Raw genomic sequence first — 19654 nt, 5'->3', positions numbered from 1 at the left:
GAAAATTAAAACACAAAGGAAATGAAAAATGATCACAAAAGTTAAAGCATTCACACTTGCAGCGGTTTTAAGCACTGGTTTTGTGCCAGGTATGGCATCAGCCGCTATCAACAACAATATTGGCGAGTGTGATTTCTACAGCTTATTTGAGCAATACAATCGGGACGATTATGTGACCCGGGTTAGCGCATCTGTTTCTTACAAAGGCTATCAGGATTGTGCGCTGGACAGAAACAACTATGTGAAATCTGTGCTGGCAAAAACCTCTGCGCGCAGAAATGCACTTGAGGCAGACATCCGCCAAAAGATTTATCAGAGCGTCGACGCTAACCTGAATGGCAGCTTTGACCTTGACTATGTTAACACCAACCTCAATGGCCCTATGGTATTTGAGCTACGTGAATCAGGCGGCCGTATCTTAGCAAAAGTGGGTGGTGTCGGTATCAGCTCTACGGCAAAAATTACCTTAAAAAATACCCCATCTTTTATTTTTAAAGCCTATGGCAGGATCAACTCCCCCGAAATCTGGGCAACCGCAGACTACAATGCCTTCAGTGGTGAAGTGAGTAATATCAGAGTGAACCCGGTGAACCTGAACATTGACTTTGAAACGCGCTTTTTGGGGATCAGCATCCCAGGCCTGTCAAACCTGATAGACAACTTTGTTGAGTCCAAGCTATCGAGCATGGCATATGCCGCCATTAACAGTGATAAGTTAACCGGTTCTCGTACTATTTTCTCCCTGGATAAAGCGATCCCGAGCGGTGAATTTTTCTACGGTGGTGAAGATTTGGGTGTGAAGGCAAAAGATGCGATTCGCCACATCATCAGTGGCCAGTCCGTCCGTATTTCAGTCTCGGGTAATTCACTGGGCTATACCACGCATTCCGCTTCTTTAAACGTTAAGCTCTCTGACACGCTGGAAATACAGTTAGATAGTCAACGCAGAAAGAACCCGCTGGGCCCTGATAACTGCCCAGTAACCTGCCACTAGAAAACTTAAAAAGTAATCTGAGGCACCGCTGTCAGTGCCTCATATTTCTGAACTCAACGCGTGCTTACTTGATCACCCACTTTAGGTAAGGCGCGTTTATCTAGCAGTTTAAAATCACGCAAATCGATCAGGGCACTGAAAACCTGTTCCTGTCGGCGATACACTATCAATAAGTTGCCCTGTTTGTTTACAGCCTGTGTTATCAGCTCGCTGTAACCGCTGATGATTTCGGTGTAGCCGGAGCCATCAAGACGACTCAAAGCAAAAATAAAATCATCATTGTAATCCAGCTGCTGATCCGCATTACTGTCTTCATTGATGAGCTCGTAGAAAATCGCCTCATTTTGCTCATTCAGCCGAGAGCCTTCTTGTTCCAGGGTACCGAAGCGATAGATAAGCTGATCCACTGAGTCGAACAGCCAACGTGATTCATTGGTACTGGCGTTGACCAAAATGGCGTTTTTCATACGCGACTCTCGATAACTGCTATACATTTTGTGTGGCCCACTCTGGCGATTAAAACCTTCTACCATAGAGAGCTCTGTCGCGTCGACAGTCAGCTTTTCAGATTCCAGTGGGATTAAAAAGTAATCGTAGTCTCCCAGTTGTACCGGATAACCCAGGTCCCAGTTCTCTTCCTGATCTTTATCCTCAGCCAGGTTCAACGGTACGTTTTGCTCATTACGCTCCCTGAACAGGTCCTTGCTGACTTCATAAACAAAGAGTGCGCCCAAAGACAACGCCATTAGCAAAATGATCAGGCCGTTAATCCGCCAGATCCAGGAAAAAAAAGTCTGTGTTTTCATAGTGGCACAGGGTCCTGTGTAGTGTGATAATTTACTACTATGCCTTTATTTCAGGCACAAAAAAAGGCGCTGATCGCAGCGCCTTCTCATTATGGGTGTTATGCCTGAGAGGTCATGGGCTCAGCGCCAATTGACTGTGCCTTCATTTCCTGCGCATACACGCGTTTCGTTGCGGCCATACAAATAGCAGCCAATAGCAACAGCATAGTATCCACCAGCAAAACGTCCCGCAGCGCAGCACCGTCGAGCAGGCTGGACGTGCTGTAGAACAAGGTCCAGTCGCTGATAGCCGTAATTGCAAACAGCGCAGCAGACGCGCTCAGCAACGCCTTACAGAACAGCTTTTGGTTGCTCATCAGTTGCGATACCACAATACTGATAACCCAGATAAGGTAGAAGCTCAGTTCAATCAACTCTACCCGCCCCAGATACTCAACCGGCAGCGCTCGTGCCAGTACGAACCCTGCCGCAGTAGCCGCCACAACACCAATAAAGCTTCCTGAGGTTAAGCGCCTTACAAAATTAAGGCTACGCTGGCTTTGGTTACGTTGTTTAGCGCGTTTAGCAATCCACATCAGATTACCTGTGATGATCACATAGGCAGTCGCCAGACCAAACAAGAAAAACGCCAGGCGCATGCCATAACCCGCAAAATCACCAAAATGCAGACTGGCAATGGTCGACAAGCCGCCACGCACGGCATTGTCATAGTTGTCCATGGTCAGATAAATTTGCTCCTGACTGCTCATCAGATAGCGCACTTCACGCCACAAGGAAAAGTCTTCGTTACTGGTCGCGGCGAACACCAAAATCGCATTCTCATCACCAAAGTGCTCAATGCTGATCCTTTGTATAGTGACATCACCCATAGTAGCCATAGCTCGACGATACATGTCATCGACGCCTGTCATGGCCATACGCTTATCGACTTCTTCGAGGTGAGGCTGATCGAACCCGGCCGCATCCAGCAAGGCTTCCTGATTGCCCTGATACAAAATTACCGCGTAGGAGATCTGGTAAATAATCACCAAATTAAATACCAGGCCAGTAAATGCATACATCAGGTGCATCGGCAGGCCCATAGTACCTATCAGGTTATGTGCATCAAGCCATTTATCTTTATTACCGTCTTTTCGATACTGAAAGAACTTGCTGAACAATTTGCGCCAGTGGATCACTATGCCACTCAGGATCGCCACAAAAAAGAACAAGGTAACCAGACCAACAAAATACAAGCCTGCGCGTCCCAGCCCCAGGTCGTAGTGCATTTTGTACAGGAAGTGAGCATAGTTATGCGTATCGCTGCTGGCTACGATTTCCCCTGTAATAGCGTCCAATAATAAGGCCTGATGAAGATGGTCTTCACCGGTGATAGGATCTGGCTGAGCCAGCTCGCTCTCAAACCGGGCCTCAATAAACGGATTGTGCTGGTCAGGGGCATATATAAACATGCCACCATGCATATCCACCTGATAATTTTTCTCAATAGTGGCAATGGCTTTATCAAAAGCCGGATGCTCAGTGTTATGAGCAGCATCAACCAACAAAGGAGTGCGTTCCCAGCTGGTGATATTGTCCTTAAACAAAGTAATAGCACCGGCAAAAAACACCACAAACAAGACGGTAGAAATGATCAGACCGACCCAGGCATGCGCATTGGTCAGTGATTTAAGGGTTTGATTGTTCATTGTCTGATTTACCTCAGCACCATCAGGGCAGTATTAAGTAAAACGGATGGCACCAGCGCCAACATCAAGGCCCTGAAAGACTTCCAGGCCGAAGGAAATGAGTAAGCCCATACCAGCGCCGCAGCCCAAATGGGAAACGCCAGAATAAGGCCAATTAAGAGACGGGTTCCCTCTGAAAATGGCAACAGTAAATTCAGGTTAAGCACCACAGAAATGGATAAGAACAGACCAATGAACAAACCCGATAGTGTTTTAGGCCACATAGCTTGCTCCCCCAAAAAGCAGGCTAAACAAACACACGCCTCCCGTAATCGACAAGGTGCGCCCTCTGGAATAACCCGAGCTAATCGTCACCGTAAACAAACTCAGCATAAACACCACCAGCGCCGCCAACATCGACGAAACCCAGGGGTAATCAAAGCTAAAAGTTACAATACCAAGTAAAAATAAAGACATAGCACCAAATCCAGCTAAAGGTCTGGGTAGTGCACGCGGGATGACAATTTGTCGCTGACTGCCGAGATACAAACTCAGTGCAGCAAGCCAAAGCGGGATAATTGCAATAAAACTCATATTTATACTAATCGTTATCATTTGCAATTATGGTACGGTTTTAAAACCAGACATTCAACTACAAAGCACAAAATATAGTCGCTCTGGCGCGAAGGTCACCCCTATTCGGTCATTATCTGTGTGTCCTGGTCATGGCTATTCAGCTTCATTAAAGTTTTGTTTCTTTGAACAATTTCTGCTTGCAACCCCGATGACTTTGGGATTAGATGAATTCAGGGCTGCATGAATAGGGTCCTCACTAGCCGATACATAAAGTATTGCTGCATATCCACGCACTCTGACAAAATGATCAGAATCAGAACAAGGAAAGGACCATGCATATTGAACTAAAACAGGCCTGCGATATCGACAAACCCTATTTGTTAAACCTACGCCTGCAAACTATGGTGGAGCACCTGGAACGGGAGGGGGTTTTTCTCAGTGACGAGGCACATTTGTGTCGGCTTGAGGAAGACTATGCTCATTCTCACTTGCTGATCATTGATCAGGTAACGGTCGGTACCCTCAAATTCCGACTGAGAGACAAGCAAGTGGAAGTGATGCAGTTACAAATTGATCCTCAATACCAAAAGCAGGGGCTTGGCCGTAACACACTCAGGCACATGTTTGCGCAATATCCCGAACACACTTTTCTCCTGACTGTGCTTAAACATAATCCGGCCCGTCATTTATATTTTTCACTGGGCTTCAGAACCTATGATGAAGACGAATTTGAATATCATATGCGCCGGCCAGCACAGAGTAAATTTACTGCTTAGTTTGCACAGAGCCGGATAACAGACGCTGAAAATGTAAATCAATCAGTCCGTCAATGGCTGCCTGATTGCGCACGATGGCCAGATTGAACTGCTGCAATTGTTGTTCACTGAACAAGCCTGGCCGGATCATATAATGTGCGGGGTTTTTATGGACGGTCAGACGACTTGCTCTCACATGCGCCTTGTAGGGGTTACGATTTATTAAATAAATACCCGTGAACAAATCTTCCACCGCATAGTCGACACGCTTTTTGACCAGCAAATCAAAACGCTCTGTGGCCAGGTTAATATCCACCACACAATCCGGACACTGCTGAACTATGCGTGAAAAGGCGTCGCCATAGACACTGCCGCGATTCACGGCCACGATAGATTTGGTTAAAAAGCTTAAGGTTGGCGCAAATGCACTTTGAGGACTCAAAGGGTTATCAACGTGACGAAATAACTGCATCACCTCATCCCGGTACGGCAAACTGAACTCCGAAAACCGACGTCGTTCCTGGGTAAAGCTGGCTGCAAAAATCACATCGACTTTGCCTTTTTTAAATTCTTCAAAGGTACGGCTGGATGAGGGAAATGATACATAGCGCCAACATAAATTGGCACTTTTCAGGACCAGCTCGAGGATCTCAATATCCAGCCCGTGATATTGCTCGTCTACCCGGTAAGAATAGGGTGGCCAGTTGTCGCTGGCACTGACCGTAACGGTTTGCGCACAGGTCTGTGCCGCTGAAAGAAATGGGGTAAAGATCAGCATACTGGTCAGCAAAAAGCTAACACAATGACGAAAAAGTCGCATTTTACCCACCTCACCAACTAATTACCTGTTTATAACATAGCATTCTCTTTAATCGACCACTTTATAAAGTCATAAACTTTACACAACAAATAAAATCAAGCTAATGATTTTTATGACTTTTATAGAAACCCCATCACGGGTACAATCATAAACTGGGTAAGCTAATGCTCTACTCTTAGGATTTTATTTTTAAACAAAGGAAAAACAATGAAAAAGCTCATTGCCAGCGCAGTTGTGGCAATCGCACTCAGTGGGTGCACATCCGTCAACATCACCAGTTATGTTGACCCTAAGTTTCGTTCTGTAAAATACGCCAATATTTTGGTGGATGCAAACATGCAAGACTTCGCCATGAAATCAACATTGGAAACGGCTGTATGTGACCAGTTTGCTAAAAAGCTCAGCGAAGTCACTTGTCTAAAAGCAACAGACCATTTCCCGCCAACACGCCAATACACACAGCAAGAGTGGCGTACACAGTTCGAAGGCTCAGGTGCACAGGCCAGATTGCAGATAGAATTGCTATCCAAAGAAAAAATGGCCATAACCAGTACCAGAATGAGTGCCAATCAGTTTGGTTTTAATAGTTTCAGCTCAAACACGACCACGAATATCGAGAACAAGTTTCAAATTACCATGATTGATAAAGGCGATCAGGCCGTTGCCATGACAGCAACGGGTGTACTCAAAGCGCAGGAAACTATTTTTGCCGGAAATAAAGCCTATATGCGCGTCCTGGCGAAAGAGATTACTAAGGAGCTGCTTAAAAAGCAGTTGCTAGAAACGCGTCAGGCAAGTTCCGATAAATAAGCGCTATAGACAGCAACTTTGTTTATAAGCCCTTTTGATATGCGACGTGAGCGCATCTAGCCAGCATTGGCTCACAATGCTGGCATCACTATTCAACTCAGCCATCAAACCCACTTCTTGCGTGCGAACAAAACGAACCTGTAACCAATGATAGCGCTGCGCGAACGCAAATACCTGCTCATCTGTCAGCCAGTCCTGCCCACTCAGACCAAACCTTGGCTGAGCAAACAACTGCTGCTCCGGCAATTCACTCTGATCTGCAAAAGCGACCGACACTCTGGGTGCCTGGGTTTGCACCAGCGTTTTAAATGCCTCATCTATGCTAAACATACTTAGCCAGCCATAACTGTGCCCACCCACCGGGTATCTGGCTAAATCCGCTTGCGTCTGTGCCAATTGTGAACCAGGTTCCTCACCCGCATGCAGCAGCAACGGCGCACTGTGAGCAAACCAGCCCACAGCCTGCCCCACTTCCACCGAGATCCCGCTGTCATCGCCTGTGAAAGGCTGTCTGCCATTGTTTTCCAGTGCCACCGCAACGGCATTGTCACCGCTACATTGATGGTAACTGTGTGCCAGGGCAGCAAATAACACCACTTGTAGTGATGTGCCCTGACGGGCTAAACGCGGCAATAGCAGAGCTAGCTGCTGTGGATTGGCCAACTGTACCTGGCTATAAATAGGCTTATTGTTGTGAAGCTTTGTGAGTTTACGCTCCGCTTCCTGACAAAATGCACCACGCGTGCTGAGCGCTTCCCGCCAGTAGCTGAGATCGGCATTAAAATGGCCCGCCATGACTGCATTGTGACATTGCCGCTGCCAATGCAATAGCGCCCAGTCTCGCTGTCTGTCGAAGTGTTTGGGGGCGTTCAGCAGGCTTTCGAGGTCGCTACTGAGTACTTGCAAGCTGATATCATCCACCAACAAATGGCTGATCCCTACCGCGACTATATGCCCATAGCGACTGCGATAGCTGGCGATGGAAACCAACTGTTCAGTCAACGAAGACTCTGCCAAACAAGCTTTAAATGCCGCTCGGGCTTGCTGTTTAAAATCATCAAAGCTCGATACCGTGAGCTCAGCACTGAGGTGTAAAGCCCCTTTACTCACATGCTGCGTCATGTTTACGGGGTCAAAGCGCAACCTTAAAGCCGGGTATTTCAGCAGTAATATACGCACAACCTGATGGACTTTTTCGCAGCTCAGCTGTTGTTGAGTAAACAACATAGTACATACCTGCCAGCGCTCAATCCCATCAATATGGATCATGGCCAGCTTATTAGGCAGAGCAAAGTTAAGCAACGCTGGCTCAAAACGTAATGAGGTGCGAGCTGATGAAGACGTTAACCGGGCCAAAGGTACATCGCTGAGCAACTGACTTAACGATACTGACCAGCCATGTTGTCTGGCACGGGTTTGTAACGTCAGCGCTTTCAGCGAGTCACCTCCCTGTGCTTTGTAACCTTTGTCCCTATCGAGTTCGGCCAAAGATACATTCAGACTTCGCGCCACCAGCTCTGGCAACGTTGCCACCTGTTCGCGTTGCTGTAATCTAAGTTCGGCAACACGCTTTAAAGCTGGCTTATCAATTTTACCAATCGCAGTGGTTGGCAGCTGCGTGTAATAAAAAAACTGCGCTGGCAACATATAGGCAGGTAACGCCTCGCTCAGCATTTTACGCAGCGCGGTCGTATCCGCATCATTGAGGTCGCCCGCTATAAAAGCGATCAGCTGAGTGTCAACACATAATACCGCCGAACTGTGGATGCCCGGGTACTGATCCAGCACGGCTTCAATGCCTTCCAACTCAATCCGATGGCCAAGCAAGTTAACCTGATTGTCCAGCCGCCCAAGATAGGTGATCAGCCCCTGCTCATCCCGGCACACCAGATCGCCACTGCGATAGAAGCGCTGCGTCCTGCCAAGGCGCGCCATTGAAATAAACTGCTGGGCTGTTTTTTGCGGCTCTGCCAGATATTCCAGAGCAACCCCTGCACCACCGATCAGTAACTCACCTTGTCTGGCCGGTCTGCCCTGCTCGTCCACAATCAGCAAAATACTGCCCGCCGAAGGCCTGCCAATGGGCACCCGACTGCGCTTTAAATCTGCCCGGGTTACCTGATGTAAGCAGGAGGTCACTGTGGCTTCGGATGGACCATACTCATTATATAATGCAATGTGTTCAAACAAATTAAGCCTATCCCATTGACGTACTATGTTGTGACTGAACTCTTCACCGCCAAGGATCACCGTACTCAGGTGCATGCTCGACAGCCAGTGACGTGCTTTGGGGTCTGCCAAAAAGTTCGCCATCAAACTGGGGGGCACATCAATATGGGTGATTGCCTGCGAGATGCAGACCTTTGCAAACTCGGCCGGATCTAGTACTGAACCTTGTGTGAAACACACACAAGCTCCGGCTGACAGAAACATCAATAATTGCTGCAAAAAGGCGTCTGTTGAGCTGGATAAAATACATAAGGCACGATTGCCCGGTGTCAGCTGGTATTGTTGCTGAGCGGCCTGGATCTGCTGAGCCAGGCTGTGCCGCGAAATCGCGATGCCCTTTGGCTGGCCTGTGCTGCCAGAGGTATACACATGGTAGGCAACGCGCGTAGTCTCATCCTGATTGTCTGTCGATACATTACAAGTCGCCGATGCATCATCGGCCAAAACGCAATCCAGCTCGACTCGACAACTTGGACCACCTAAACCTGGGTCATCCTGACTATAAAGTACAACGCGCGCGTGGCTGCGTGCCAACATATGCTGCTTGCGTGTAACAGGAAAATGCACGTCCAGACAGACAAAAGTACCGCCAAGCAACAGTACGCTGATTATCCCCACGGCGCTTAAGCGCGGATCATCGCCATACACAGCAACACAATCATTTGACTGAATTCCCAAGCTGCGCAGCTGCTTAACACATCTCATCACTTGCCCGCGCAGTTCGCCATAATTGCAGGTCCAGTTATCGCCCTGAAGTGCCACAGCCTGACTCGGCTGATTCAGGATATTGGCGACCATATCGGCCAGGTTGACTACGCTCATGCCGACTCCCTGTGGGGTGCAAGCCCGGTAAAGCCATTGACACCGAGCAGCATATTGCTCCAATGTATCAGCTCCTGACCTTCCATCCAGGGCTCATCATTATCAAAGGTATATTTACGGGTAAACGCCAGCCCGGGCCGGCTGTGTTCAACCAGCTCGTCATGAAAGGTGGCCACCAGCAGAGCGACCTGAGCATTTGGGCACACTTGCTCAAGCGTCGCTTTTAATTGCAGCGTGTTAGCCAGGATCTCGTCCGGCGTTTCAAACTGCCAGTCGGCATTTTCTTCCAGCGCCACACTTAAAAAAAACAGCACACTGTCAAGTTCGGCCAGTTCAGAAAAGAAGCGATTGCAAATACCATCAAACTTCTCACGAAATGCGGGATACTCACGCACCAGATCATGATTTTCAACCGCAAAGTCATGGGCAGAAAGATATCCCGCTGAGCGATCGGCATATTTTCGATATTCTTTGCAATCAGGTTCATAAGGCTCCAGGTTCTCCAGTAAGAGTACCTCTTTGCACCGCGTTTGCAGTGCCTTGTCGAGATCGGCCACAGAACGACCACCGATCCAGTCAAATGGTCCACGCCGACAGCCCAGCTCCAGCTGACGGGTCAAATGACGGGGACGGCAATCCATGCCAAGACTGTGTACACGGCTATACTGCCCAGCAATGAAAGGGTTACCAGTTTGGGCTACAAAGTGATTGCTCATGCGCACGCTCCTTTACCTTGTAGTTTGTTCAGACAAACTCGTCCTATCACCCGCCACCAGGTTGGCACTTCCAGCAGTACGCGTGCAAATGGAATAAGACACAACTTCAGCTTATGGTAGGGAATGGTGCGAAACTCGTCGCTGGCTTTGCTGTACAACCAGAAGGTTTCAACAAAGCCCAGTGCCGTCCACGTCAAAACCAGGGCCACGCCGGCAGTACTGCTGATGAGAAATGCCAGCAGTAAGATCAGCGGCATTAATAAAAAAATGCTCACTGAAATCATATCGATCCGATGGCGCAGTCCCAATACGGTTTTCTCTGCCATCTGGTTGCGATAAAACGCCGCTTTATGCAGCGCGACCTCCACAAACCCTTGCGACCAGCGCCGACGCTGATGCAATAAAGCACCGAAGGTTTGCGGCGGCTGTGTCAGCGCCTCGATCTGAGGTGCGTAAAACACCGTATAGCCCAGCTCCAGACCCAGCAAACACGTTTCTCTGTCTTCACCGCTGCGCAGCCCGCTGTGCCGGGACAACAGATCTTCTATGACTGGCCGCTTATACAAGCAGCCCGCACCCGGCATAATTGGCACACTGCCCTCATTCTTACTGAATTGATAACTCGCTCGCTCCAGCGCATATTCCAGCATCTGAAACTGCACCGCAGGCGTGCTCCCGGCTGTGGGGCGCATACTGAAATAGCAACCCATTGCAGTGGCGTCCGCCGCTAACTTATTGTATATATCAGGCAGGTTATCCAGTCCCTGAAGCTCAGTATCAAAGTCGGTAAAAATGATGTACTGATGAGACAAAGCTTGGATCACAGTGTAAAGCGCCCCAATCTTTTGGCCATTTGGCGTCACCCGGCTGAGGCTAAGATGTGTTAGCTGCTCTGTGTTGGCCAAGAAGGGTTGATCGGTAGAGCCATCATCAATCAGGATAATATCAAGTTCGGGATGACGGGCTGCCAGCCCATCAAAGTAAGCCAGTCGCTCGGCAAAGTGTGTTTTATCACCCGCTTCATTGTAAAACGGCACCAATATTGCCGTCGTTTGCGTTGTCACCCTTGGTGCCAACCAGGTTAACTGATAATCTTTCATAGCAAGCTCCTTAGTGGGATTTAACCAGCGACAACGACTGTGCCGGATAGGGATGAAGCTGACCATCACGCATCAGGTAATGGCAGTCACAACAATCAAAGTACGCCTCATCATGGGTGATCACGAACAGGGTTTTGCCCATGGCCTTCAATGTCGGTAACCACTGACGGTAAAACACCTGACGACTTTCCGGGTCGATGTTGGCGGCAAATTCGTCCAGCACCAGAATAGGACGTTCTTCCATCAAGGCCTGCACCAAAGCCAGGCGCTTCATCTGGCCTGTCGACAAGCGGGTATTGGTAAAGCAGCCGTCACGAAACTGCACTTTGTCGCTCAACGCCAGCTTGTCCAGCCATTGATTGATCAAGGCCTCATGCATCGGCTGACCATAGCGATTGGCAAAGACCACACTGTCGGCGGAGATGCCGGAAAACAGCTGGCGATAAGCCAATAGCTGAACATCATCCAGTTGGGTGTTATCAAGCCAGATCTGGCCGCTTCGCGGCGCATACAAGCCACTGAGTAAGCGCATAAAGGTCGTTTTTCCGGAGCCATTACCGCCAGATATAAACACGATATCGCCTTGATTAACCTCCAGATTAATCGGCCCCACAGTGAACCCTTGCTGGTACTCAAACATTAACTTGTGGAGCGTCAGCCGATGCGAAAACGACACGTTAGATGGCGCAACACTCTGCTCCCCGGCTTCACTGGCCAGTTGCTTGATTTCAGATAACTTTTGTTGAGAAACCTGGAGCTGACTAAGCACCCGGAACAACTCCATACTGCTGTGGAACGGGCTCACCATAAACAAAGTGATGATCACAAAACTGATACTCTGCTGGGGCGATAAGGCAAACCACAGCGGCGCAACAAATACTGCCACGGCAGCCAATAGATAAAGTGCGGCCATCAACATCAGCTGATTATGCGCAAAACGACATTCCGCCATGATTTTATTGTGCTGGACCGCAGTCGCATCCCGGGTCAGATGTTCCTGATACAGCGAGTCATTGCGCACAGCATTTTGCTTCACTTCCCGGATCCCCATCAGCAGATCGTGCAAGTGTGTAAAGAAGCTGTCCTCAGCCTCTCGCGCACGTTCATATCCCTGATGAATGCGGGCAAAGCGTAAGCAATAGGCCGTCACTGCAATCGCTATCAGACCCAGTGCAAGTAATGCCCCCATAGGGGCAATCACAAACATGTAAATCAGTGCCGCTATCACGGTGAATAGGTGTCCCACACTTAACGCGACGAACTGATTAAGCTGGCTGAGTGTGTTGGCATCATAAGCAATCGCCGAGAGGATCCGCTCCTGGCCAAATTGCTCAATCATCTGTAACCGGGCGTGACGCACCGCATCCAGAATATCCAACCGCACAGTCTTGATAGTGGTTTCGGTCAGTCGGATCACACTACGCTGAAAGGTCAGCTGCACCACCACAAAACCCATGAATGCCACTGAAAACCACACAGCGCCCTGAGCCAGGCTGGCCGAATTGCTGCTATCCAGTTGCAGTGCCATGGTGAAGGTATGTAGGATCAAAATGGTGGTGCAAGCGCTTAAGCTGCTCAATAAAACCAGTTTGAGTGACAGCACCTGCCACAAGGCTCTGCATTTTTCTATCATGCCTGTCCTCCCAGACTGCGGGCATACAAACGCGGTGAAAGCTGCCATAACACGCCACCGAGCAACAACGAGCCGTAATACCGCAGATAACCATGAGTGCGGAACTTACGCTCGTTGTGAACAAAGTAGCTTTGACTAAGCCACACATAATGTCCCCCCTCGCGCTGGCAACGCACGCCCAGATCGGTGTCTTCGCCACGCAATAAACGTGTGTTGAAGCCACCAACGGTTTTAAACAAGTCGGCCGAAACAAAACAATTGCCGCCCATGCTCAGATGACGCTGATTAAAACGATTGATATCAGTCGCGACAAAACGACCGAGCCAGTGACCACTGTCGCTCCTCAGTGGCGCAGTGCCATACACAGCTCTGTGCTTGTCTTTGGTAAACTGAGCAATCTGCGCTGGTAGCTGTGCACTGCACACAGTATCAGCATCGAGAAATAGCAGCATGCTGCCACTTGCCTGTGCAGCGCCATAATTACGCGCCGCAGCGGCACTGCCTGCTGAGATAGTAAAGACCTGTTCAGTGTAGGCCCTCGCCACCTGTACGGTAGCATCCGAGCAGGAATCACAGACCACGATCAGCTCAGCATCCAGAGGCAACTGCTCAACCAATAGCGGTAAAGTCACTGCTAACGTTTTTGCTTCATTATGAGCAGGCAAGATCACGGACAACATACGCACCTCTAGAGTAAAAAGTTATGCGCGTCGGGACATGCGTTGAGCACCTTTAGGCTTTGCTCACGCATCGTCTTAGCTGCGCGCTGGTATGGCTCAGATGCAATGAGCTCCTCAATTGGGGTATCGAGTACATTACCAAATACCAGATCAGGGAACTGCTTGGTCATCACCAGCTTGCCACCAATATCAACATCCAGTTTCACACCCATTTTGAGATAATGTGGCCGTGCTGGCATTTTGCCGCGATAGTACTGACGGATTTCATCCGCATCATAATCCGGCCCGAACAACACCGGGATCTGTGCCGGATAGGCACGCAATGTGTCTATGGTGTCGATGACGTGTTCAATATAATCCGGGCGAAAGTCCCCCATATCAAATCCGGTATAGGAGTTAGGCACAGTGTCGAAGTCTTCACAAAAGCGGTGGTATTCGCTGCGCGCCATCATGTCCACGACCCACAGGTGGTTGTAGATCATCCAGTCAACACCGGCCTGTTCGCACTCATTAAGTAACTCAGTCGCCCGGTCCAGGTTTTTGGCCATCATGGTGTTCTCTACCCCGATCAGCCACTGCTTGCCCTCTTTTTTACCGTCAGCCAGCAACTTAATACCGGCCATGGTTTTGTTATAGGTGCCTTTACCCCGGATCGAGTCATGGATGTCTTTCGGTCCGTCGATGGAAATCAAAAAGGCCAGCTGATCATGATACTTACTCAATACCTCAAAGTGGCGCTTAATCATCAGGCCATTCGTACAGATGTAAATAAAGCACCCGGCTTCAGCCAGGCGGCTAAGAAACTTAGGAAAATCAGGGTGTAAAGTGGGCTCTCCCCCGGTCAGTATGATGTCGCAGCGCTGACGCTCGACAAAATCAAACAAATGACCACTTTGCTCATAAGGGATGGCCGTGGGATCCAGGCCATGGTGAAAGCCTGTTTCACGCCACTGAAAGCACTGTTCACAGCGCAAATTACAGCTGCTGGTCATTTTAATGACCAGCTTGCAGATATTATCTGCTTCGATTTTTCCGCTCGCTGCATAGCGTCTGAGGGCGTTAGCCACTCGCTCGGTGCTGGCCTGATGATGGGCGGTAAACCCTGGGTTTCTGACCATAAAATTCTGATGTGCCTGCGGTAATTCGCTGACCGCCAGTTGCGTGGCTTTCTTAGTCCACATAATCGACTCCTACAATATTATTTGCTACTTGCGAGTAAATGATGACAAATCTGGTTTGATGCATTGGCGTTCACTAAAGTGGCAGCCTTCATGATGGTCTGGCTGCGCAGTGATGCCGATGCCTGTATCTGGCTGAGCAAGTCACTGAGCTGCTGATCATTGCGTGCATTCAATGCCGCGCCCTGAGCGACAAACACCGCTCGATTGTGTTGCTCTTGCCCGGGTAAAGCGCCATGAATGATCAGGCAGGTATTGGCCAGGGCCGCTTCGGTCAGGGTCAGACCACCGGCTTTCGTAATTATGATGTCCGCTTGGGCGTAGTAAGGCTGCATATCCGACACAAACCCGGCCAGTTGCAACTGATGTTGGGCTATTTCTTGTGCAAAACGAGCCCGTAGTTGCTGTTGTAAAGTCTCGTTCTGGCCGCAAATGACCGTTACCGTACCCGATGGATCCTGAGCCAATAACAACGCCACTGTTGAAGCCGAAATGCCCAACCCCCAGCCACCGCCACAGAGTAAAATGTTCAGAGCAGCCTCGTTTTTCTTCGCGGTATCTTTGTCTGTAACCGTTAAGTCCCGGGCTACCTCAGTCGGGATCCCCAGCGGCAATATGTCGGTCCCTCTGGCGCGATGCCAGTCCAACACAGGATGACTGTACTGATGAGAAACAAACAATTGAGTTAACGGGGTCCGCCAGCCATTAGAGATTTGATAATCACCCAGCACGCCACTGACTTCGACCTTATGCCCTGCCAGTCTGGCAAAATAACGGGCAAAAAATGCACCGTAATAACTACAGGCAACCACTTGGTTATGGCGACGCAGCACCGCTTTCGCTTCTTGCAGCTTGTCATTGCCTTTAAGCGCCAGCCACAGCGGTAACAGTCGATAGAGAAACGGGTAAAACCAGCGGCTTGCATATAACTTGCTGTGATGTTGCTTACCCGACATGCACCACTGGTAATACTGACCAAACAGTAAGTCGGACAGCCACTGTGGCAAAAGATCGGACACTGACATCAGCTCAACGGTTTTGCCTTGTTTACGAAAACCGCTCGCCAGAGCCTCTGCCAGTGCTCGTGACCCCGCGCCAGACTCCACATATAACAGGAGCATGCTACTGAACCCGCTCAAGTGGACGTGTGGTGTTAAGCCATAAAGCTCTAACTTCAGCCAACTCCAGCTTCATCACCACCATATCCTGTTGCGGACCATAGAAGCTTTCGAAACGACCCAAAGAAGTAAACTGCAAAGAATGATAGATATTGAGAATATTGGACTGCGTGGTGTCGGCAAACACCTCAATATACAGCTCTTCATAGTTGGTTTCTTCCAGCAAGACCTTTAGGGTATCGAGCAGCATTGCCATTTTTACCAGAGGTGAGACATCTTGGTCAGCTACAAACCAACCACCCCAGACAATGCTTTTTGGGTCCCATAAGCGATAATGATAACCGGACATGCCAACCAGCTGTTCGCCTTGTTTAAAGCACCAGTAGTGACGACCATTGTCTATCCCCGCCGCCAGACAACGACGATGAAATTCAATGGTGCGGATGGTATCTTCGTTCAGTCCATCTACCATAGCATGCTCGATAAATTCGAGTTGCTCGTCGCCAAATGACACCGCTGTCTTTTCGAGTTGCTGATGACGCATAAAGCGCTCGGTACGGCGCATTTTTTGTACCAAAAGTTCTGCTCTGCGATCTTTAAATTGCTGTTCCATATCCGGCCACCCATTTTGTTGCTTTGCTTTGATGGGCTGCAAGTTATTATAAGTATTGGATAAAATCGCTTATGAAAAAGTGATGAATGGTTACGAGAGCCCTATGAAGGCTGATCAATGGTTATTCTAACTGATGATAAAACAGCCCATTTCAAAGCCATTAACATGGTCTTTTTTGCTTAACAACAGGCTACAGAATCCGTCTTATTTCCGAGCTGGAAAAGCACGTTTATCTGTGTCATCTTAACCGGAACTTGTGCAAACAAAGAGGCCAATCATGCCGATAATCAAGCCACAATTTTGCTGGCTGATACCACTCTTTTTGTCTTTAATGGCATGTGTATCACCGCCACCCAAGGTCGTTGAATGGCCAGGCGGCAATTTGTTGTTATCAGAAGAGGCGGCTACATTCAGCGGCGAAGTTGGACGGCGAACATTCGAGGCGACTATCTCTGCACTGTGGCATGAAGGCGCACACTGGTATGTCATTTATGCCTGCAGCGCTTATGAGCAAAACACGGACACAGAGCGTTTTTCTGTTGGTGAGATAACCTCTGAGTCAGCGCCCATCGGTACTCCTATCACACTTGATTGTGGCTTAGGCGTTACTTTGACTGTACGACCGTGATTATGGGCCGTTATAGTGCAGAGGGAAAGGCGGCTGTGATGCCACGCAAAACGCCATCAACGGGTTCATCCAGAACAAGAGCCCGTGTCGAACGTGGGATGATGGATGAAGAGGGTCAGATTTGTGCTTTACCGTAAGACACCTGAAATGGCTATTCGAAATACCCAAACACCAGCCAGAATAAGAAAGCGCACCACATGGTCACAACAACTTTCCCCGTCATGCAGGCCTTGAGCAGGTATCAGATTGCGGGCGATTGGAGTGCCGAGCAATACGCAAACCAAAGAACCACCTTAAACAAAAATGTCCCGAAAAACATCCCAACAAGCCTTGCACTCATTAAATGGTTGAGTTAAATTGCCAATTCAAACAACTTGCACACACAGTTTTAACAAACAAGGAAACAAACATGAAATTAAAGTTAAGCAAAAAGAAGATGAAGACTTTGTCAGCTGACAACTCAAATCTGCCATTTAATATGACACCAAATGTTGCGGGTGCAAGAGTCAGAACCACTGGTTGTGCTATAAACAACAGTGAAATCGGCTTAACACATTGCCTGGAGTTCACATGCGGTGTTGATGGATGTCGAGGCACCATCTAAGGTAGTTTATAATAAGCTCTTAGCCATCCTAATAAGGATGGCTGTTAGCGTAAACTGCTTTATCAGAGATTTATTTTAGCTATATGTCATAGCATTTCATCACCGCTTTGGACACACCACTTTCTCGGCTTTTAGGTGATACATTTCAATATCCGGATGACTGAAAAACCCCACTTCCCAGGGGTTTTTAGAGATAAACAACTCTCTCACTTCATTAAACAAAGCACTGTTGGTGGCTATCTGATGCACCCGCCCGGTGATGATGGAGTAGTTCCATTCAACATAGTTTTCAAAGGTAAAACTGGCACGATTGTCGATGGCAAAGTAGCACTGATTATCGCGCTTCATCAGGCTGGATTTAAAGGTTTGTGGCAGAGTAATAAAAAAGACATCATCATCGGTACTGGATAAAAACGCCATCACTGTGGTGTGCGGTTGTGATTGCGCCTTAGTGATCAACACCCCGACTTTGTTGTCGTGTTCCTCATCATCCATCACAGGGGTTGTCGTTAACGGCGTGCATGACAAAGGCGTTTGCACACGCGGATCGACTGGAAACTCATACCCCGGCGCACGGTATTCCAGTTCCACCGAAATCCCGTAATAAACCTGATACTCAATTGGAGAAACGGTTACCTCTGTCTCGTTCAGTGCAGTTACCCGACCTTTGTAAGACAAACGATAAACACTCAGTTCAGCGTCATATTCACTGACACCGGTGCGATTATCCAGATGTACCGTGACCAAATCTCCAGCCTGCAATGCATGCGTTTCCCTGAGCTGGAGAAGGAGTTGATTGTCATCGTCAATTTGCGCAAAACAGATGAACACATCGATGCCGCCCAGATGTGTCTGGTAAGCTGAAGCAACGGCAATCACGGGCGATGGAATAAACTGATTTAAAGACGACATAACACTCCCTGAAACTGGGTTAGCAATCTACTTTTGACTGTATAACTCTAGCATACGGGCGTAAAAGCGCGTGCTCTGCAAAGGCACACAACCATTCTTTTTTACAGAATGATAGATACGAAATTCGCACATTTTGTTCTCTATTCAGAATCCGTAAAGTGGGGCTATCACAGCTTAGGAGCGTCATCACTATGCCATTACTTCGTCGTGGCTCAGAGCGGGGTCAGGTAAACCTGGGCTGGCTGCAAAGCCTGCATACTTTTTCATTTGGTCATTACTACGACCCAAAACATATGGGATTTTCCATGTTACGCGTTATCAATGACGATACAGTGGCCCCGGGTATGGGATTCGATACCCATGGCCACCGGGATATGGAGATCATTTCTTATGTGATGCAAGGTGCGCTGGAACACAAAGACAGTAAGGGCAATCATCACGTTATTCCGGCCGGAGATATTCAGCTGATGAGCGCCGGTACTGGGATCACCCATTCCGAGTACAACTATTTTGCGACTGAGCCAACCCGCTTTTTACAGATCTGGATCCGACCTGGCAAAAAAGGGCTCAACCCCAGCTACGCACAGGCTACGATTCACCAAAAAGGGCCCCTTACGCCACTTGTGACCCCGGACGGACAGAGCGACTCACTGGTCATTCATCAGGATGCCAGGCTCTATCGTTTGCAGTTATCTGCTGGCGAGAATGTGATCCTGAACACACCTGGGCGCTGGGGCTACCTGCACCTCATTAAAGGCGCGGCTCAAACCTCGCAAACACATCTTCACACAGGTGATGCAGTGGGCCTCACAGAAGAAGAGTCTATTGAGCTAACCGCAACAGCCCCACTTGAGGCGCTGTGGTTTGAATTACCACCCGGTTGAGTTGCGCTCTTAGGCATGATCCCTTAGGGTAGGAAGCTTGCACCTAAAGCACCAACAAAACAATGTAAATACTCACTACCTGCATTGTTTCTTATCTTGAGGGAGTAAG

20 protein-coding genes are annotated in these 19654 nt (G+C 48.8%); 6 read left to right on the top strand and 14 right to left on the bottom strand.

Going from position 1 to position 19654, the window contains the following annotated elements:
* Window positions 1–28: 28 nt before the first annotated feature.
* On the top strand, window positions 29–994 hold the full coding sequence (locus tag PRUB_RS22000) for a hypothetical protein (protein ID WP_010384342.1): 966 nt from the start codon (window positions 29–31) through the stop codon (window positions 992–994).
* 53 nt (window positions 995–1047) lie between these two features.
* Here the strand turns inward: PRUB_RS22000 and PRUB_RS21995 are convergent, their stop codons facing one another.
* From PRUB_RS21995 to PRUB_RS21980, 4 genes are all read right to left on the bottom strand, one after another.
* On the bottom strand, window positions 1048–1800 hold the full coding sequence (locus tag PRUB_RS21995) for a hypothetical protein (RefSeq protein WP_010384344.1): 753 nt from the start codon (window positions 1798–1800) through the stop codon (window positions 1048–1050).
* A 98-nt stretch (window positions 1801–1898) separates the two neighbouring features.
* Entirely contained in the window at window positions 1899–3488 is a 1590-nt protein-coding gene (locus tag PRUB_RS21990; RefSeq protein WP_010384345.1) for a PepSY-associated TM helix domain-containing protein, read from the bottom strand.
* Between the two features lie 8 nt (window positions 3489–3496).
* Window positions 3497–3751: a hypothetical protein gene (locus PRUB_RS21985; protein WP_010384346.1), complete on the bottom strand. Its 255-nt coding sequence runs from the start codon at window positions 3749–3751 to the stop codon at window positions 3497–3499.
* Window positions 3741–4061 carry a hypothetical protein gene (locus PRUB_RS21980; protein ID WP_010384347.1) on the bottom strand — a complete coding sequence of 107 codons (321 nt, stop codon included), beginning with the start codon at window positions 4059–4061 and terminating at the stop codon, window positions 3741–3743. The genes PRUB_RS21985 and PRUB_RS21980 overlap by 11 nt, the downstream gene beginning before the upstream one ends.
* Before the next feature lie 314 nt (window positions 4062–4375).
* On the opposite strand from PRUB_RS21980, the gene PRUB_RS21975 reads away from it, so the two are divergent.
* Entirely contained in the window at window positions 4376–4819 is a 444-nt protein-coding gene (locus PRUB_RS21975; protein ID WP_010384349.1) for a GNAT family N-acetyltransferase, read from the top strand.
* Here the strand turns inward: PRUB_RS21975 and PRUB_RS21970 are convergent.
* Window positions 4809–5618, bottom strand: a complete 810-nt coding sequence (locus tag PRUB_RS21970; protein ID WP_010384351.1) for a substrate-binding periplasmic protein — start codon at window positions 5616–5618, stop codon at window positions 4809–4811. The two genes, PRUB_RS21975 and PRUB_RS21970, sit on opposite strands and share 11 nt — an antisense overlap.
* A gap of 207 nt (window positions 5619–5825) precedes the next feature.
* Between PRUB_RS21970 and PRUB_RS21965 the strand changes: the two genes are divergently transcribed.
* A complete protein-coding gene (locus PRUB_RS21965) occupies window positions 5826–6428 on the top strand; it encodes a hypothetical protein (protein ID WP_010384352.1) in 603 nt (200 codons plus the stop codon).
* Window positions 6429–6431: 3 nt separating this feature from the next.
* Here the strand turns inward: PRUB_RS21965 and PRUB_RS21960 are convergent, their stop codons facing one another.
* The 8 genes from PRUB_RS21960 to PRUB_RS21925 are packed head-to-tail and all read right to left on the bottom strand — an operon-like array spanning window position 6432 to window position 16517.
* On the bottom strand, window positions 6432–9479 hold the full coding sequence (locus PRUB_RS21960; protein ID WP_010384353.1) for an amino acid adenylation domain-containing protein: 3048 nt from the start codon (window positions 9477–9479) through the stop codon (window positions 6432–6434).
* Window positions 9476–10195, bottom strand: a complete 720-nt coding sequence (locus PRUB_RS21955; RefSeq protein ID WP_010384355.1) for a DUF1796 family putative cysteine peptidase — start codon at window positions 10193–10195, stop codon at window positions 9476–9478. Before PRUB_RS21955 ends, PRUB_RS21960 begins: the two co-directional genes overlap by 4 nt.
* On the bottom strand, window positions 10192–11295 hold the full coding sequence (locus tag PRUB_RS21950) for a glycosyltransferase family 2 protein (RefSeq protein ID WP_010384356.1): 1104 nt from the start codon (window positions 11293–11295) through the stop codon (window positions 10192–10194). Before PRUB_RS21950 ends, PRUB_RS21955 begins: the two co-directional genes overlap by 4 nt.
* A gap of 10 nt (window positions 11296–11305) precedes the next feature.
* A complete protein-coding gene (locus PRUB_RS21945; RefSeq protein WP_010384357.1) occupies window positions 11306–12928 on the bottom strand; it encodes an ATP-binding cassette domain-containing protein in 1623 nt (540 codons plus the stop codon).
* Window positions 12925–13608, bottom strand: coding sequence for a glycosyltransferase (locus PRUB_RS21940; protein WP_010384358.1), 684 nt, complete (start codon window positions 13606–13608; stop codon window positions 12925–12927). The genes PRUB_RS21945 and PRUB_RS21940 overlap by 4 nt, the downstream gene beginning before the upstream one ends.
* An 8-nt stretch (window positions 13609–13616) precedes the next feature.
* Window positions 13617–14789: a radical SAM protein gene (locus PRUB_RS21935; protein WP_010384359.1), complete on the bottom strand. Its 1173-nt coding sequence runs from the start codon at window positions 14787–14789 to the stop codon at window positions 13617–13619.
* A 17-nt stretch (window positions 14790–14806) separates the two neighbouring features.
* Entirely contained in the window at window positions 14807–15907 is a 1101-nt protein-coding gene (locus PRUB_RS21930; protein WP_010384360.1) for a glycosyltransferase, read from the bottom strand.
* Window position 15908: 1 nt separating this feature from the next.
* Window positions 15909–16517, bottom strand: a complete 609-nt coding sequence (locus tag PRUB_RS21925) for a hypothetical protein (RefSeq protein ID WP_010384362.1) — start codon at window positions 16515–16517, stop codon at window positions 15909–15911.
* Window positions 16518–16794: 277 nt separating this feature from the next.
* Between PRUB_RS21925 and PRUB_RS21920 the strand changes: the two genes are divergently transcribed.
* Entirely contained in the window at window positions 16795–17145 is a 351-nt protein-coding gene (locus PRUB_RS21920) for a hypothetical protein (RefSeq protein ID WP_010384363.1), read from the top strand.
* A gap of 409 nt (window positions 17146–17554) precedes the next feature.
* Entirely contained in the window at window positions 17555–17749 is a 195-nt protein-coding gene (locus PRUB_RS21915) for a hypothetical protein (protein WP_010384364.1), read from the top strand.
* A 99-nt stretch (window positions 17750–17848) separates the two neighbouring features.
* Here PRUB_RS21915 and PRUB_RS21910 read toward each other — a convergent pair whose 3' ends face one another.
* Window positions 17849–18661, bottom strand: a complete 813-nt coding sequence (locus PRUB_RS21910; protein WP_010384365.1) for a pyridoxamine 5'-phosphate oxidase family protein — start codon at window positions 18659–18661, stop codon at window positions 17849–17851.
* Between the two features lie 191 nt (window positions 18662–18852).
* Between PRUB_RS21910 and PRUB_RS21905 the strand changes: the two genes are divergently transcribed.
* Window positions 18853–19545 carry a pirin family protein gene (locus tag PRUB_RS21905; protein WP_010384366.1) on the top strand — a complete coding sequence of 231 codons (693 nt, stop codon included), beginning with the start codon at window positions 18853–18855 and terminating at the stop codon, window positions 19543–19545.
* Window positions 19546–19654: the final 109 nt, after the last annotated feature.

This window comes from Pseudoalteromonas rubra (genome assembly GCF_000238295.3).
GTDB classification, from domain to species: domain Bacteria; phylum Pseudomonadota; class Gammaproteobacteria; order Enterobacterales; family Alteromonadaceae; genus Pseudoalteromonas; species Pseudoalteromonas rubra.
The sequence above is the reverse complement of the archived record's forward strand: the minus strand, read 5'-3'. Positions and strand labels throughout refer to the sequence as shown.

Coding starts and splice junctions, on each gene's coding strand:
- PRUB_RS22000 (WP_010384342.1), top strand. CDS start 29: ATGATCACAAAAGTTAAAGCATTCACACTTGCAGCGGTTTTAAGCACT.
- PRUB_RS21995 (WP_010384344.1), bottom strand. CDS start 1,800: ATGAAAACACAGACTTTTTTTTCCTGGATCTGGCGGATTAACGGCCTG.
- PRUB_RS21990 (WP_010384345.1), bottom strand. CDS start 3,488: ATGAACAATCAAACCCTTAAATCACTGACCAATGCGCATGCCTGGGTC.
- PRUB_RS21985 (WP_010384346.1), bottom strand. CDS start 3,751: ATGTGGCCTAAAACACTATCGGGTTTGTTCATTGGTCTGTTCTTATCC.
- PRUB_RS21980 (WP_010384347.1), bottom strand. CDS start 4,061: ATGAGTTTTATTGCAATTATCCCGCTTTGGCTTGCTGCACTGAGTTTG.
- PRUB_RS21975 (WP_010384349.1), top strand. CDS start 4,376: ATGCATATTGAACTAAAACAGGCCTGCGATATCGACAAACCCTATTTG.
- PRUB_RS21970 (WP_010384351.1), bottom strand. CDS start 5,618: ATGCGACTTTTTCGTCATTGTGTTAGCTTTTTGCTGACCAGTATGCTG.
- PRUB_RS21965 (WP_010384352.1), top strand. CDS start 5,826: ATGAAAAAGCTCATTGCCAGCGCAGTTGTGGCAATCGCACTCAGTGGG.
- PRUB_RS21960 (WP_010384353.1), bottom strand. CDS start 9,479: ATGAGCGTAGTCAACCTGGCCGATATGGTCGCCAATATCCTGAATCAG.
- PRUB_RS21955 (WP_010384355.1), bottom strand. CDS start 10,195: ATGAGCAATCACTTTGTAGCCCAAACTGGTAACCCTTTCATTGCTGGG.
- PRUB_RS21950 (WP_010384356.1), bottom strand. CDS start 11,295: ATGAAAGATTATCAGTTAACCTGGTTGGCACCAAGGGTGACAACGCAA.
- PRUB_RS21945 (WP_010384357.1), bottom strand. CDS start 12,928: ATGATAGAAAAATGCAGAGCCTTGTGGCAGGTGCTGTCACTCAAACTG.
- PRUB_RS21940 (WP_010384358.1), bottom strand. CDS start 13,608: ATGTTGTCCGTGATCTTGCCTGCTCATAATGAAGCAAAAACGTTAGCA.
- PRUB_RS21935 (WP_010384359.1), bottom strand. CDS start 14,789: ATGTGGACTAAGAAAGCCACGCAACTGGCGGTCAGCGAATTACCGCAG.
- PRUB_RS21930 (WP_010384360.1), bottom strand. CDS start 15,907: ATGCTCCTGTTATATGTGGAGTCTGGCGCGGGGTCACGAGCACTGGCA.
- PRUB_RS21925 (WP_010384362.1), bottom strand. CDS start 16,517: ATGGAACAGCAATTTAAAGATCGCAGAGCAGAACTTTTGGTACAAAAA.
- PRUB_RS21920 (WP_010384363.1), top strand. CDS start 16,795: ATGCCGATAATCAAGCCACAATTTTGCTGGCTGATACCACTCTTTTTG.
- PRUB_RS21915 (WP_010384364.1), top strand. CDS start 17,555: ATGAAATTAAAGTTAAGCAAAAAGAAGATGAAGACTTTGTCAGCTGAC.
- PRUB_RS21910 (WP_010384365.1), bottom strand. CDS start 18,661: ATGTCGTCTTTAAATCAGTTTATTCCATCGCCCGTGATTGCCGTTGCT.
- PRUB_RS21905 (WP_010384366.1), top strand. CDS start 18,853: ATGCCATTACTTCGTCGTGGCTCAGAGCGGGGTCAGGTAAACCTGGGC.